This window comes from Bradyrhizobium centrosematis (genome assembly GCF_045571495.1).
GTDB lineage: Bacteria > Pseudomonadota > Alphaproteobacteria > Rhizobiales > Xanthobacteraceae > Bradyrhizobium > Bradyrhizobium centrosematis.
The window spans coordinates 973,866-987,566 of the sequence record NZ_CP120703.1 but is presented as its reverse complement, the minus strand read 5'-3'; the positions used below and the strand labels follow the sequence as shown (position 1 = coordinate 987,566).

Below are 13,701 nucleotides of genomic sequence, written 5' to 3'. Positions count from 1 at the left end.
CCCGTCTAGCGCTGGGGGATCATTCCTCGCGGTACCAGTCGAACAGATTGTCGGTTTCGTTGGCCCAGCCCGAGATCACCGGACGCAGATTGTTGGCGGCCGCCTCGACCTTGAGACGATGCATCACGGGGATGAACACGGTGTCTTCCCACATCAGGTCGTTGGCCTTGATGTAGAGCGCGGCGCGCTTCACCGGGTCCATTTCCATGTCGGCCGCGTTGATCGCGGCGTCATAGTCCTTGTTGACCCAGCGCGGGAAGTTCGTGCCTTGCCACTTGTTCTCCTTGGTCGCGACCGCCGTCGAGACATAGCGGCGCATGTGCTGCGACGGGTCCGGCTGGCTGAGCGGGATCTGGAACATCTCGAGGTCGGCGTAGAATTTCGGATAGGTGTCGGGATTGGCGACGTCCGATGAGAAGAACACCGAGGCCACAATCGACTTCAGCTCGACGTCGATGCCGGCCTTCTGACAGGCCTGCTTGACGATGGCCTGGGTTTTCTGGCGCGGACCGTTGATCGAGGTCTGATAGACAAGCTTGAGCTTCTTGCCGTCCTTCTCGCGAATGCCGTCGGCGCCGGGCTTCCAGCCGGCATCGTCGAGCATCTTGGCGGCTTTCTCGATGCTGAATTCCCAGCTCGTGTTCTTGGACACGAACTTCTCGGGGCCGTTGAGGAAGTTGGCGGTGGTGCGGCCGGCGCGGCCGTAGATCGCCTTCTTGACGGACTCGCGATCAACCAGCAGGGACAGCGCCTTGCGGACCACGGGATCCGAGAACAGCGGATGCTTGGTCTTCATCGACGAGCGCTCGCCGTCGACCTCGACGTTCGGGTCGGTGAAGTTGAGCGCGATGAACTCGGTGTCGCCGCCCACGGCATAGACGGTCTTGCCCTTGCCGCCCTTCTCCAGGCGCAGCAGCACGTCATCCTCGACCTGGATGTTCCAGCCGAAATCATACTCGCCCGTCTGGATCACCGCACGCGCGGCCGAGACGGCGTCACCGCCGCCCTTCATCTCGAGCGTATCGAAATAGGGGCGGTTGGGCATGTGATAGTCGGGATTGATCACGCCGCGGATGAGATCGCCCGGCTTGAACTCGACGAACTTGTAAGGACCGGTGCCCACGGGTGCGAGATTGGTCGGAGCCTCGCGCGATTTGGAGCCGATGAAATCGGCGAACAGATGTTTCGGCAGGATCTGGCCCGCGCCGGCACCGACGAAAGCGTCGGCCCAGAACGGGGTCGGCTTCGGGAAGGTGATCTTGACCGTGAGATCGTCGATTTTCTCGACGACGATGTCGCGATAGACACCAACGGTGATCGCCGCGGTCGCGGGGTCCTTGGCATACTGCCAGGTAAACACGACGTCGTCGGCGGAGAACGGCTTGCCGTCGTGCCATTTCACGCCGGGCTTGAGCTTCCACGTCGCCGACTTGCCGTCGGCGGCAAGCAGGCCGTTCTCGATCGAGGGAATTTCGCTGGCCAGAACCAGCTTCATGTTGCCGTCCGGATCCCAACAGCCGAGCGGTTCGTAGAACAGGCGCGAGCCGTCCTGGTCCTTGGTGCCGGTGGCGAAATGCGGATTGAGCAGGGTCGGGCCCTGCCACCACAACAGCTTCAGCGCACCGCCGCCGCCACGCTTGGTCGGCTTGTAGGTCGAGGCGCCCTCGGCCATGGCGACGCCGCCGAGCGCGAGGATCTGGTTGGCCAGGGGTGCGGTGAGACCGACGGCAGCCATGTGCTTGATGAAGGTGCGGCGATCCATTCGCCCGTCCTTCACCTGGCCGATCATCGAACGCAGTTCTTTATCCAGCATGGTTGTCCCCGTCTGGTTTCCCATCGTGATGAAGACGGCCGCGAACGACGGCCGCCATTTGGCTGGCAGTAGATGGCACACCGAATGGGGGGCGCGTCAACTGGGACCGTATGTATGCAAACGGTCTTCTGGCTTTCTGTTGGGCAAAATCGCGTTCCGCAGCCCATCCGTTCGGCAATCCAGCATCAAAACATGCTGGATTGCTCGCTGCACTGCGGAAAATTTGTTCGCCGGATCAGACGAAGTATCGAGGCGAAATTCTACGCCACGGACATGGTGAGCGGCGGCTCGACGTGATCCGGCAGCGGACAGACATAGGGCGTTTTGGCCGTCCGCTTCTTGAGGTCGGCCTTGGCCGCCTTGATCAGCTCCGGTTCCGTCAGCGCCTTGATCCCAAGACCGGCCATTGCCTTGGCCGCCTGCACCATGGCTTTGTGAGCATGCGGGCTCTTGCCTTGCGCGACCACCTGCCAGGTGTGGAAGGGCGTGCCGATTGCAACCGTCGGGGCGTGAACCTGCACGGTCGGCACCACCCAGCTGACGTCGCCGACATCGGTCGAGCCGACCAGCGGATTACGCTTGGCATCGAGCGGCACCAGGAAGTCGGCCAGCGGCCGATCGGTCGGCTCCATGCCGATCGCGTAGTAGACGGATGCGATGTCCTTGTCGCTCAGCGTCGCACGGATCTGGCCGGCAAAGCTCTTGTCCGCATCGTCGAAGTGCGGCGGTCCGAGCTCTTCCATGACCCGGTGCAGCGCCTGCTCCAGCGGCGCGTTCGGCAGGATGTTGGAGACCGCGGAGATGATCTTCATCTCGACCTTGGTCTCGGTCATCAGCGCCGCGCCCTCCGCGATCTTGCTCACGCGCCCGACCAGCTCGTTCATGCCGGGCAGGTCACGCGCTCGGATCGAATAGCGCACCCGCGCATGGGCCTGGACCACGTTCGGGGCGATGCCGCCGGTATCGAGCAGCGCGTAATGCACACGCGCATCGCTCGGCATGTGCTCGCGCATGTAGTTCACGCCGACATTCATCAATTCCACCGCATCGAGCGCGGAACGGCCGAGATGCGGCGAAGCCGCGGCGTGCGAGGTGCGGCCGGTGAAGATGAAGTCCGCGCGCGTGTTGGCGAGCGAGGGCGTCACCGCGACCTCCCAGAAGCTGTGCGGATGCCAGGTGATGGCGATGTCGGCGTCCTCGAACGCGCCGGAGCGCACCATGAACGCTTTTGCCGAGCCGCCTTCTTCCGCCGGGCAGCCATAATAGCGCACCCGGCCGGGCACCTTGTTCTCGGCGAGCCAATCCTTCACTGCGGTCGCGGCGAGCAGCGCGGCGGAACCGAGCAGATTGTGACCGCAGCCATGGCCGTGTCCGCCGACTTCGATCGGACGATGCTCGGCCACACCCGCTTCCTGGCTGAGGCCGGGCAGCGCGTCATATTCCCCCATGAACGCGATGACAGGACCGCCCTCGCCCCATTCCCCCATCACCGCGGTCGGAATGCCCGCGACCTTCTCCGTGATGCCGAAACCCTGGTGACGCAACTCCGCGAGATGCTCGGCAGCGGACCGCGCCTCGGTGTAGCACACTTCGGGCATGCCCCAGACCCTGTCGCTGAGGTCGATGAAACGCGCCTTGATCGTGTCGACGCCACGCCAGATGTCGCTGCGGTTATCCATGCTTCGGTCCGTGATCCCTAGTGAAACGAAGCGGCAATGGTTAGCAGCTTCGTTGCGCGGCGCCTAGCACCTCGCCGGACACCAGCCATGCGGCGCATGCCGGATTGAGGGGCGCCTGCTGCCCGTGTGCTGGGCGTTCCGGTGCCTTTCGAAGATTTCACGCGGCGTTCTCACGAATAGTTGGGAACGAGCCTTTCAAGACGGGCTCCTCCGGCCTAAATTATGCGTGCTTCGCGCGTCGCTCGGAAGCAATCTCGGAGCGATGCACTCAGCAAGGAGAACTCCATGTCCACCCTGACTGAATGGAGAGTGCCGCCGGCCAATCAGCCGCGTGCGAGCGATTACGGTTTCGATCTCGACCGCGCGCTCGCATCGATCGTCGGCCTGCACGCCATCATCCCACCGGACGCCTTCACCGCCGAGACGCTGGGCACCGAGCGCGCCGGCAACGGCGTCGTGATCGACGACGGGCTGGTGCTCACCATCGGCTATCTCATCACCGAGGCGGAATCGGTGTGGTTGCACCTCGCCGACGGGCGGGTGGTCGAAGGGCACGCGCTCGGCTTCGATTCCGTCACCGGCTTCGGCCTGGTGCAGGCGCTCGGCCATCTCGATGTCGAGCCCTTGCCGCTCGGCAGCTCGGCAGATACCCGGATCGGCGATCGCGTCGTGGTCGGCGGAGCCGGCGGTCGCACGCGTTCGGTCGCGAGCCAGATCGTCGCCAAGCAGGAATTCGCCGGTTATTGGGAATATCTGCTGGACGAGGCCATCTTCACCTATCCCGCGCATCCGAACTGGGGTGGCACCGCGATGCTCAACGAGCGCGGCGAGTTGATCGGCATCGGCTCCCTCCAGCTCGAACGCGAGCGCGATGACAAGGCCGAGCACGTCAACATGATCGTGCCGATCGACCTTTTGAAGCCGATCCTGGAAGATCTGCGCAAGTTCGGCCGCGTCAACAAGCCGGCCCGGCCCTGGCTCGGGCTCTTCTCGACCGAGATCGACAACCGCGTGGTGGTGATCGGGATCTCGACCAACGGTCCGGCGGCCCGCGCCGAGCTCAAGACCGGCGACGTCATTCTCGCCGTCAACGGCGACAAGGTCACCAGTCAAACCGCCTTCTACAAGAAGATGTGGGCGCTCGGCGCGGCCGGCGTCGACGTGCCGCTCACCGTGCACCATGAAGGCGTCACCTTCGACGTCACGGTGACCTCGACCGACCGCTTCAAGCTGTTGAAGGCGCCGAAGCTGCATTGAATCCACGAAGGGATTGGCGATGAGCGAGGCCGTGATCGACGACATCGTGGCCGTGCTCCCGCCGCTGCTCAATGCGCTGGAAGCGCTTGGATACTTCCAGCGGAATCTGCACCCGCCGGCCTTTGCCTCGGTGATGAACGCGATTGGCAAACCGGACCAGGCGCTGCAAACGGCACGCGCGATGATCGGGGATTGGCCGGAGCAATTCGCCGGACTGCGCGAGCGGCTCGATCGCGCCTGCGACGAGGCGCTCGCCGCCTTTGCCGGCATCCGCGAGGTCGAGCGCGGCAATGGCGATCTGGTCGCGGTGTTCCGCGCACTGCGCCATCTGCCGCGCGCACAAGAGGCACTCTATCCCCTCGCGGCGCAGTTTCCGCCGGTGAGCAGCTTCTTCCTCAACGCCGCCAATCGCGACAATGCGAACCTGTTGTCGCGGCTCGAAGCTGGCGCGAACGACGATACCGGCATCTTCCACGATCACAACGACCCCGGCAGCCGCGGCGGCTTCTCGGTCTATGTGCCCGAATATTACTCGCCCGATCGCACCATGCCGCTCGTGATGGCGCTGCATGGCGGTAGCGGCAACGGACGCGGCTTTTTGTGGAGCTGGCTGCGCGATGCCCGCAGCCTCGGCGCGATCCTGGTGGCGCCGACTGCGACCGGTCCGACCTGGGCGCTGATGGGCGATGATGCCGATACGCCCAACCTCATGCGTATCCTCGAAACCGTACGCAGCCGCTGGACCGTCGATGATTCCCGCATGCTGCTGACCGGCATGAGCGACGGCGGCACCTTCTGCTATGTGAGCGGGCTCGACGGCGCCTCGCCCTTCACCCATCTCGCGCCGGTGTCCGCAACCTTTCATCCGCTGATGGCGGAGATGGCCGACGCCACGCGCCTGCGGCAGCTGCCGATCTTCATCACCCACGGCAAGCTCGACTGGATGTTTCCCGTGCAGACCGCGCGCCAGACGCAGGCGGCGCTCGCAGCCGCCGGCGCGAACGTCACCTATCGCGAGATCGACGACCTCAGCCACACCTATCCACGCGAGATCAACGCGGAGCTGCTGCAGTGGCTGAATGCGGGATGAACGACCTCTCCTTACATGCGCCGCATGGCCGCGGAACCTTTCTCTCCAGGCCGACGTTATCGGCCGTCACCGGAGGTTCGCCATGCAAACTTTTTTCGGAATGATCCTGGGCGCGCTGCTGCTTGCGGGCGGCGTCTACGTCTATGATTCCATGCAGACGTCGTCGGTCGCCAAAGGCGAGGTCGCGACCACCAACCGCACCATCGTGAACTGGGATGTCGCGAAGGCCGACTGGGATGCGCTGCGCGATCGCGCGCACAAGGACTGGGTCCGAATCTCCCAGAAGTGACGCAGGCCGAATAGGAACGAGGCGCCGTCGCGAATCCGCGGCGGCGCCTTTGCGTTGGCTGCGATCGACGCCGCGCGCGTCAGTTCATCTTGGCCTTGCGGGCATCGGCGATGACCTGCTCGAACTCGGTCATGCTGAGCACGCCGGGCACGCGGTACTTGCCGACGATGAAGGACGGCGTGCCGCGGAAGCCGAAGGCTTCGGCCTGCTCATTGTTGCGCTTGAGGAGCGCATCGATGTCGCTGCCACGGCCGGCAAGATCGCGTTTCAGTCGGTCCATGTCGACGCCGGCCGCCGCCAGCAATTCGTTGATGCGCGGCTCGGTCAGGCGCGAACTGACGCCCATCATGGCGTCATGGGCCTGGTGGTACTTGTCCTGGTATTTCGCTGCGAGCGCCGACCGCGCCGCGGTGACCGAGACGGGCCCCAGAATCGGCCAATCCTTCATCACCAGCCGCACCTTGCCGTCGTCCTGGACCACCTGGCGCAGCTCGGGTTCGAGCTTGCGGCAATATGGGCAATTGTAATCGGACCATTCGACGATCGTGATGTTGCCATTGGGATTGCCGGCGACGGGCGTGTCGGGATCGCGCAGCACCTTGGCTTCGGTCAGCACCTCGTCGTCGGCAGCCGCCAGTGCCGAGGTGATACGGCCTGCCGCGAGGACGCCCGCCCCGATCAGCGTCAACGCCGCGCGCCGCGTGGGCACAAGGCCCCTATTCCCAGATCCAGCCATATCTCGTCCCGTTTCGGTCCCATCTTCCCGAATACGGTTCGGGACCGGGAATTGTTACAGATCATATAAAGTGTCGCGGCGGCGATGTCATCGCACCAGCAGCGTGACCGCCAAGGGGACCAGGAACGAGGTCACCAAGGCATTCAGGCTCATGGCGATGCCGGAGAAGACGCCGGCGATCTCGTCGACCTGGAACGCGCGCGCGGTGCCGATGCCATGCGCGGCAAGGCCGGCGGCGAATCCGCGAGCGCGGTAATCGGTGACGCCGGTGCGGTTCATCAGCGGCGTCACGATGATGGCGCCCATGATTCCGGTAAGGATCACCGCAACGGCCGCCAGCGAAGGATCGGCATGCAGGGATTCGGCGATGCCCATGGCAACGCCGGCGGTGACCGATTTCGGCGCCAGCGACAGCACCACGTCGCGGGGAAGGCCGGCCAGCTCGGCCAGCAACACCACCGACACCACGGCCGTGATCGATCCCGCGAGCAGCGCCACCAGCATCGGCACGATCGAGGTGACCACGCGCTTGCGATTCTCGTAGAGCGGCACGGCGAGCGCGACAGTGGCGGGCCCGAGCAGGAAATGCACGAATTGCGCGCCGGCGAAATAGCTGGTGTAGGAGGTGCCGGTCAGGAGCAGGAACGCACCGATGATCCACATCGCATGCAGCACGGGATTGGCCAACGGGTGGCGCCGCGTCGCCAGCGACACCGCATCGGTCGCCGCATAGACCAGCAACGTCACGGTCAGCCACAGCAGCGGCGACTGCGAGAGGTAGACCCATAGCGAGAACGGATTGTCCCTCATCGCGCATGCCGTTGCTTCAGCAGGCGGCTGACGAGACGAAAGGTTAGCACCGTCGCGAGCAGCGTGACGACCACCGACAGCGCGAGCACCAGCATGATCGCGATGCCGTGGGACGCAAGCAGGTCGAGCTTCTGCACCACGCCGACGCCGGCCGGAACGAACAACAGCGACAGATGCGCCAATAGACCCTTGCTGGCCGTCTCGACGCCGTCGTCGCGCAGCGGTCCGCGCATGAGCAACGCGAAGCGATCGCGAGCGAGGAGGAGCATCAGGAGCAGCAGCAGGCCGAGCACAGGTCCCGGCAGCGGCAGGCCGAGGCCGCGCACGACGACTTCGCCGATCAATTGGCACAGCAGGATGAGACCGAGACTCGCAAGCATGACCGTCGCATCAAGGGATGCGTCGGCAAGCTTGTCAATCGCCGCTATGCGCCGGACGTACCCGATGCCGGCGAGGCTGCGTTGCGCGGCAGCATCGCCATCAACGTTCCGGTCATGGTCGCAATCAAATTGGACTTGCCCGCATGCTCGGCAAACGCCTTTGCCTCGCAGAAGGTCAGCGTACGGCCGGGCTTGACGACCTCGGCCTTGAAGACGAAGCGCTCGCCCCGGGCAGGTGCAAGCAGCGTGGTCTTGAACTCGACGGTGAGGATGTCGGCTTCGCACGGCATCAGCGTGATGGCGGCAACGCCGCAGGCGTTGTCGAGCCCGGCCGTGATGATGCCGGCGTGAATGAAGCCGTTCTGCTGGGTGAATTCCGCCGAATGCAGCATCGCGAGCTCAACCTCGCCCGGTCCGAGGCGGACGATCACGATGCCGAGCGTGCGCATCGCCGGCTGGCCATCGAACATGGCGATGGCCGCCGCACGATAACCCGGATTCTTCGGCTCGAACGCAGCCATGGCTCAGACCTCGGCCGGCTCGGCGAGATGCCTTACGGCGATCTCGCGGATGGCATCCGTGAACGGCGCCGACTTTCGCTCGCTGCGGTCCATGTGCACGCCGGTGATCTCGCACATTGCGGCAATCTCCCCGGTCTCGGCATTCGTCATGTCGTGTCGGAAGCGGATCGATTTGTCGCGGACCTCGAGCAGATGGCTGCGGATCTCGACGATATCGCCGGCGAGCAGCTCGCGCCTGTAGGTGATGTTCTGCTGCACGGCGGCCATGCCGCGGCCGGATGCGCGCAGATAGCTCGGCGTCAGCCCGAGGCGGGCGAACAGATTCCAGTTGGCCTCGTCGAACTTGCCGACATACCACATGATGTTCATGTGGCCGACGTGGTCGCACTGCCACGGATAGACCGTGCCGCGATAGGTTGCCTCCTGCGCCATCGCCTCCACCCCTTTGATCTTGATACGGTAGCGTATCAGGCGCGGGACGGGTTAGCAATACGGTACCGTATCAAGAATCGGAGAGCTCGCTTCATGAGCGACGGCAAGGGCGATGTCTGGGTCGAGGCGGGGTTTGCCGAGCTCGCCCGCTCGGGGGTCGAGGGCGTCAGGGTCGAGGTGCTCGCCAAGAATCTCGGCGTCACCAAGGGCGGCTTCTACCGCCGCTTCGCCGACCGCGCCGCGCTGCTCGATGCCATGCTGCAACGCTGGCGCGAGGGGCGCGCTGCGTCCATCGCGCAGCAAACCCGCCTAAACGGCCAAAAGCCCCGCGAACGGCTGAAGGCGGTGATCCAGCTTTATTCGGAGCGGCTCAATCCGGAAGCCATGGCGATCGAGCTCGCGATCCGGCAATGGGCCCGCTCGGACGAGAACGCCGCGGCGGCAGCGGCGGCCGTGGACGCCGTTCGGCTCAAACACGTGGCCGAACTCTATCGCGCAACCGGGCTCGAGGCCGAGGAAGCCGAGGCGCAGGCCTTCCTGTTCTACTGCTTCATCTTCGGCCAGAGCCTGTTGTTCGTCGAGCGCGGCCCGCGCAAGCGGTCGCAATTGGTGGCGAAGTCGGCCGAGAAGCTGCTGGACTAGGCGAAACGGCCGGAGCGTTGCTCCGGCCATCGTGCCAGTTCGAAGCTCAGGCGGCGCCCTTCAGCTTCTTGGTGCATTCGCTGTAATAGCCGCCGCCCTTCTGGATCCACTTCAACCCGCCATTGCCGTTGGTGGTCTTGTTGGCATTGTACTGGTCGACGCAAGTATGCAGGCGCGCCTTGCCGGGAGTCTCCTTGGCGTATTTCGGATCGACCGCGTTCGGATAGATCGCAGGTCCGGCGGGCAGGGCCGGCGCGGCAGCGGGGGCTTCCGTCTTCGCCTGCTTCGGCTCGGCGGGAGCCGCCGGCGCAGCTGCCGTCGGCGCAGCGGCGGGCGCCGCATCCGCGCCGCACTGGGCCTTGCGGAAGTCGTTCCACTTCATGGTGCCGAGCGAGCCGTCTTTCTTGGCCGCCTGGTATTTCGCGCTGCACTCCTGCGTCGTCAGCGCCTGCGCCGGCGCCGACACCGCGAGCGCAGCAAATCCCGACAATGCGGCCGCGCACAGCAATTTCGATTGGATGGTCATTCCTAGGTCTCCTCCTTGGTCTTCCCCCGAGGGAAAGTGAAACAAGAGTTGCTATCTTAGCGTGCCGGTCCTTTGCGACAAGAAAGCGATGGCTGCTGCCGCCAAAATATAGTGACCGTCTTGTTCAGATTATTCATGTCGCGTTCAGCAACGCGAGCCGACGTTCCTCACTCCTCGTAATTCTTGCAAGATGAGTGCACCACCATGACCCTCGCCTCTCGCCTCGCCGCCGTCGCCCTCGCCTCCCTGCTCGCCACCGGCGCCGCCTTCGCGCAGACCGCCGCGCCGGCTGCCAAGACCGATACGGCTGCCACCGCCGACAAGAAGGCAACGAAGGAGCGCACGGCCGAGTCGATCGAGTGCTCCAAGCAGGCGGATGCCAAGGGGCTGAAGGGCAAGGAGCGCAAGAAATTCCGTCGCGAGTGCAAGAAGGAAGCGAAGGCCGGCACCGCCGCCCCCGCCGCCGACAAGAAGTAATCCCCTCGCGATCCCCTGCGCGCCAGTGACGGGGCGCACGCATTGCGGCATGACGAGCCTGCAATTGTGCGCCCGCCGCCGATTTGCGATAAGGTGGCGTGAAGCAGATTACCGCCTCCCTGCCGTTCGAATGGCCGAGCCGCGCCAAGCTCTTGAGCACGGCGGAGACGCTCGTCATCGGCACCGCAGGTGGCTTGGTGTTTCTCCTCGCCGGGCTTCCCGGCGGACTGATCTCGGGCTCGATGATCGCGGTCGGGATCGCCGCAATCGCCGGCCGCAAATTGTCGTTGCCGCCGCTCCTGACCCAGACCGTGCTGGTGCTGCTCGGTATTTCGCTGGGCTCGGTGGTCTCGCGCCATCTGCTTCAGCAGGTCAGCGCCTATCCCCTCACCATCGGGCTGCTTGCGCTCGCGACCTTCTGCTCGACCTTCGGCTCCAGCTATTACCTCCAACGCGTCCATGGTTGGGACCGCACCTCGGCCTTCCTCGCCGGCAGTCCCGGCGCGCTGTCGCAGATCACGATACTGGCGGTGGAGCGCGGCGCCGACCTGCCGGGCATTGCGGTGGTCCAGACCATGCGCGTCATCATCCTCACCGCAGCCCTGCCGATGGTGCTGGCGGTCGCAGGCGTGGCCCCCTCTGCCGCGCCCTCGCTGACGACGACGATCGCCTCGCCGCTCGACCTCGTGAAGTTGGTCGCGGCCTCGCTCGCCGCGGCGCTGGTCCTGCGGCTGATCAAGTTTCCGGCGAGCTGGATGTTTGGCGCCATGATCGCTTCCAGCGTGCTGCACGGCGCCGGCTGGGTCGAGGGCGGCCTGCCGAACTGGGGGCGCGGCGTGGCGCTGGTCGGGATCGGCGCGCTGATCGGCAGCCGTTTCGCGCGGATGCGGATCAAGACGCTCGCCGGCCACATCAACGCGGCACTGGGCTCGTTCACCGTGGCCATCGCGGTCTCAGCCATTTTCGTCGGCATCGTGGCGCTCACCACGCAGGTCAAGTTCTCCGATGTCGTCGTCGCCTTTGCGCCGGGTGCGATGGACGCCATGCTGGCGCTGGCGCTGACCTTGCACATCGACCCGATCTTCGTCGGGGCCCATCATTTGTCGCGTTTCGTGTTCGTGACGATCGCAACCCCGGGCATCGTGCATCTGTTCGGACGCACGCAGGACGATGTGGACGATTGAACTTCAGCGCTTCGCCGTCGCCGCAAAGCCCCATGCGGCGATGGCGGCCATCAGCAGCGAGATCAGCACGTTGTAGCCGGCGAGCGACAGGCCGAGGAAGCGCCACTGCACCTCGTCGCAACGCACCACCTTCACGGTGTCGAGCCTTGAAAACAGGTCGCCGGCATTGCCGAGATTGACGACGGGACCGCTGCAATCGGTCGGCCCTTTCCAGAATCCCCATTCGACTCCGGAATGGTAGGTGCCGAGACCGGCATTGGCGAGCGTCGCCAGCGCCAAGATCGCAAGCCCCGCCAGCAGCAACGGCCGCGGCGCGCCGCTGCGCGCCGCAATGGCGGTGAGCAGACCGAGCGGAATCGCGAGGTAATAAGCGTAGCGCTGCTCCAGGCAGAGCGGGCAGGGCGGGATCTCCAGCACGAGCTGGAAGAACCAGGCGCCCGCGATGGTCGCGGCCGCGATCAGCGTGACGAGCAACGAGGCCGTCAGCGCTGGGCTTGCGGCCCCCGGCCTGAATGCAGGTATTGCGGCACTCTGGGTGGTCACGGCGGCCTCGTTCGGATGGGTCGTGGCCCTAGCCTCTAGCCCCGGCCCAGGCAGCTGTCGAGAACGGCCGACATCACTTTGGCGCGGGTTGACCCGGCTTTGTCGATGGCTATAGTCCGCCGGCTTCGCGACGCTCCCCTCAAGGGCCGACCGAGGGCCCCTGTGGCGGAACTGGTAGACGCGCTCGACTCAAAATCGAGTTCCGCAAGGAGTGCTGGTTCGATTCCGGCCAGGGGCACCATTCGGAAAAGTGAAGCAACGTGCGGCTTCGTCGCGCCTACGGTCCGAATTCGATGCACGGCGCGATGTGCCAGACCGCCGTCGTCACGCCAGTCTTGTTTTCCGAGCCGGCTTCGGAGCTCCGGGTCAAGAGTGGCGCTGCCGTGTCATCGAAGCTACATATGGGACCGCTAGCGTCCGCCGCATCGGGGATGCCAGCTCGCGATCGAACGGTCCCACCTTCAGTCGTTGGGCTGCAAGGTTGCTGGATGGTGTGCTCGATACGGGGCAACGAACGTTGTCCTTGGCAATCAGCATCCAGTAAGGATCAAGTACCGTGAAGAAATACAGGATCGGCCTAGCGGCCATTGCGTTCGCGGCTGCCGGCATCAATGGTGCCCAGGCTGCAACCATTAATAGCGTTGCCAGCGGGAGCGTGGCTGTCGTAGGAGCTGCCTGCTGCAGCACAGGCCAGGTGTTTCCCAACATCATTCTCGATGCCGCGAACAATCGTTCGAATTATCTCGTTTTCGACGTCGGCCCTCTCGCTGCCCTGCTCGGCGGCAAAGATGCGAGATCCGTCACGTTGACGCTCAACCAGCCTGGCTTTTACGGCAGCGCTGATCCGACCGAGACTTTCACGCTGTGGGATTTCACCGGGAATGTGAATGCGTTGAAGAATTACAGCTTTGCCAACCCGCCTTCGGCGGCGGACGCAGCATCGATCCGAGACGACCTGCGTAGCGGGATCAGCTATGGAAGCACGGTCATTGCCAAGCCCGTCGGCGCTCTTTCGATCCTAACGATCATGCTGAACGATGATGCAGTTGCCGCGATCAACAGCGCGCTCCACTCTGCGAACCATCTGTTCGCCATCGGCGGCTTTTCGAATACGCTGACCGGCTCGCAGCTGCTGTTTCAATCCTCGGGCGGCGATGCAAGCCTGGATGTCAGCCCGGTGCCGGGCCCCGTCGTCGGCGCGGGCCTTCCTGGCCTGATCGCCGCGTGCGCCGGATTGCTCGCCTTGCGGCGACGCCGCTTGGCTGGAAACGCGTAAGGACTTTGAACTATCCACGATCCCAAATGTCGTCTCTCCATCGTGC

At 64.7% G+C, this 13,701-nt stretch carries 16 protein-coding genes and 1 tRNA gene; 8 read left to right on the top strand and 9 right to left on the bottom strand.

What is annotated here, in order from left to right:
* Window positions 1-19 precede the first annotated feature (19 nt).
* Together P6U31_RS04675 and P6U31_RS04670 are read right to left on the bottom strand one after the other, a co-directional pair.
* Window positions 20-1,813, bottom strand: a complete 1,794-nt coding sequence (locus tag P6U31_RS04675; protein WP_407187092.1) for a peptide ABC transporter substrate-binding protein — start codon at window positions 1,811-1,813, stop codon at window positions 20-22.
* A gap of 260 nt (window positions 1,814-2,073) precedes the next feature.
* A complete protein-coding gene (locus P6U31_RS04670) occupies window positions 2,074-3,492 on the bottom strand; it encodes a M20 family metallopeptidase (protein WP_407187091.1) in 1,419 nt (472 codons plus the stop codon).
* A gap of 285 nt (window positions 3,493-3,777) precedes the next feature.
* Here P6U31_RS04670 and P6U31_RS04665 point away from each other — a divergent pair, with 285 nt between their 5' ends.
* From P6U31_RS04665 to P6U31_RS04655, 3 genes are all read left to right on the top strand, one after another.
* Window positions 3,778-4,749 carry a S1C family serine protease gene (locus tag P6U31_RS04665; RefSeq protein ID WP_407187090.1) on the top strand — a complete coding sequence of 324 codons (972 nt, stop codon included), beginning with the start codon at window positions 3,778-3,780 and terminating at the stop codon, window positions 4,747-4,749.
* A 19-nt stretch (window positions 4,750-4,768) separates the two neighbouring features.
* Window positions 4,769-5,839: a phospholipase gene (locus tag P6U31_RS04660; RefSeq protein WP_407187089.1), complete on the top strand. Its 1,071-nt coding sequence runs from the start codon at window positions 4,769-4,771 to the stop codon at window positions 5,837-5,839.
* 82 nt (window positions 5,840-5,921) lie between these two features.
* The gene (locus P6U31_RS04655) at window positions 5,922-6,128 is read left to right on the top strand and encodes a hypothetical protein (RefSeq protein ID WP_407187088.1); all 207 of its coding nucleotides are present in this window, start codon (window positions 5,922-5,924) and stop codon (window positions 6,126-6,128) included.
* 79 nt (window positions 6,129-6,207) lie between these two features.
* Here P6U31_RS04655 and P6U31_RS04650 read toward each other — a convergent pair whose 3' ends face one another.
* The 5 genes from P6U31_RS04650 to P6U31_RS04630 form a co-directional block, all read right to left on the bottom strand.
* Entirely contained in the window at window positions 6,208-6,864 is a 657-nt protein-coding gene (locus P6U31_RS04650; protein WP_407187087.1) for a DsbA family protein, read from the bottom strand.
* An 87-nt stretch (window positions 6,865-6,951) separates the two neighbouring features.
* The gene (locus P6U31_RS04645; protein ID WP_407187086.1) at window positions 6,952-7,674 is read right to left on the bottom strand and encodes an LrgB family protein; all 723 of its coding nucleotides are present in this window, start codon (window positions 7,672-7,674) and stop codon (window positions 6,952-6,954) included.
* The gene (locus tag P6U31_RS04640; RefSeq protein ID WP_407187085.1) at window positions 7,671-8,054 is read right to left on the bottom strand and encodes a CidA/LrgA family protein; all 384 of its coding nucleotides are present in this window, start codon (window positions 8,052-8,054) and stop codon (window positions 7,671-7,673) included. The genes P6U31_RS04645 and P6U31_RS04640 overlap by 4 nt, the downstream gene beginning before the upstream one ends.
* A gap of 44 nt (window positions 8,055-8,098) precedes the next feature.
* Window positions 8,099-8,575 (bottom strand): PaaI family thioesterase, encoded by a 477-nt coding sequence (locus tag P6U31_RS04635; RefSeq protein WP_407187084.1) that lies wholly within the window; start codon window positions 8,573-8,575, stop codon window positions 8,099-8,101.
* 3 nt (window positions 8,576-8,578) lie between these two features.
* Complete coding sequence (locus P6U31_RS04630) at window positions 8,579-9,007, bottom strand: acyl-CoA thioesterase (protein ID WP_407187083.1); 429 nt, start codon at window positions 9,005-9,007, stop codon at window positions 8,579-8,581.
* Window positions 9,008-9,100: 93 nt separating this feature from the next.
* Between P6U31_RS04630 and P6U31_RS04625 the strand changes: the two genes are divergently transcribed.
* Window positions 9,101-9,649 (top strand): TetR/AcrR family transcriptional regulator, encoded by a 549-nt coding sequence (locus tag P6U31_RS04625; RefSeq protein WP_407187082.1) that lies wholly within the window; start codon window positions 9,101-9,103, stop codon window positions 9,647-9,649.
* 46 nt (window positions 9,650-9,695) lie between these two features.
* Here the strand turns inward: P6U31_RS04625 and P6U31_RS04620 are convergent, their stop codons facing one another.
* Window positions 9,696-10,175, bottom strand: coding sequence for a hypothetical protein (locus tag P6U31_RS04620; RefSeq protein WP_407187081.1), 480 nt, complete (start codon window positions 10,173-10,175; stop codon window positions 9,696-9,698).
* A gap of 204 nt (window positions 10,176-10,379) precedes the next feature.
* Between P6U31_RS04620 and P6U31_RS04615 the strand changes: the two genes are divergently transcribed.
* Together P6U31_RS04615 and P6U31_RS04610 are read left to right on the top strand one after the other, a co-directional pair.
* Complete coding sequence (locus tag P6U31_RS04615; protein ID WP_407187080.1) at window positions 10,380-10,652, top strand: PsiF family protein; 273 nt, start codon at window positions 10,380-10,382, stop codon at window positions 10,650-10,652.
* 98 nt (window positions 10,653-10,750) lie between these two features.
* Entirely contained in the window at window positions 10,751-11,836 is a 1,086-nt protein-coding gene (locus P6U31_RS04610) for an AbrB family transcriptional regulator (RefSeq protein ID WP_407187079.1), read from the top strand.
* A gap of 3 nt (window positions 11,837-11,839) precedes the next feature.
* Here P6U31_RS04610 and P6U31_RS04605 read toward each other — a convergent pair whose 3' ends face one another.
* Window positions 11,840-12,379 carry a disulfide bond formation protein B gene (locus P6U31_RS04605; RefSeq protein ID WP_407187078.1) on the bottom strand — a complete coding sequence of 180 codons (540 nt, stop codon included), beginning with the start codon at window positions 12,377-12,379 and terminating at the stop codon, window positions 11,840-11,842.
* Window positions 12,380-12,535: 156 nt separating this feature from the next.
* Here P6U31_RS04605 and P6U31_RS04600 point away from each other — a divergent pair.
* Both P6U31_RS04600 and P6U31_RS04595 read left to right on the top strand, forming a co-directional pair.
* Window positions 12,536-12,620, top strand: a tRNA-Leu gene (locus P6U31_RS04600).
* 315 nt (window positions 12,621-12,935) lie between these two features.
* Window positions 12,936-13,655 carry a hypothetical protein gene (locus P6U31_RS04595; protein WP_407187077.1) on the top strand — a complete coding sequence of 240 codons (720 nt, stop codon included), beginning with the start codon at window positions 12,936-12,938 and terminating at the stop codon, window positions 13,653-13,655.
* The last annotated feature ends 46 nt before the right edge of the window (window positions 13,656-13,701 follow it).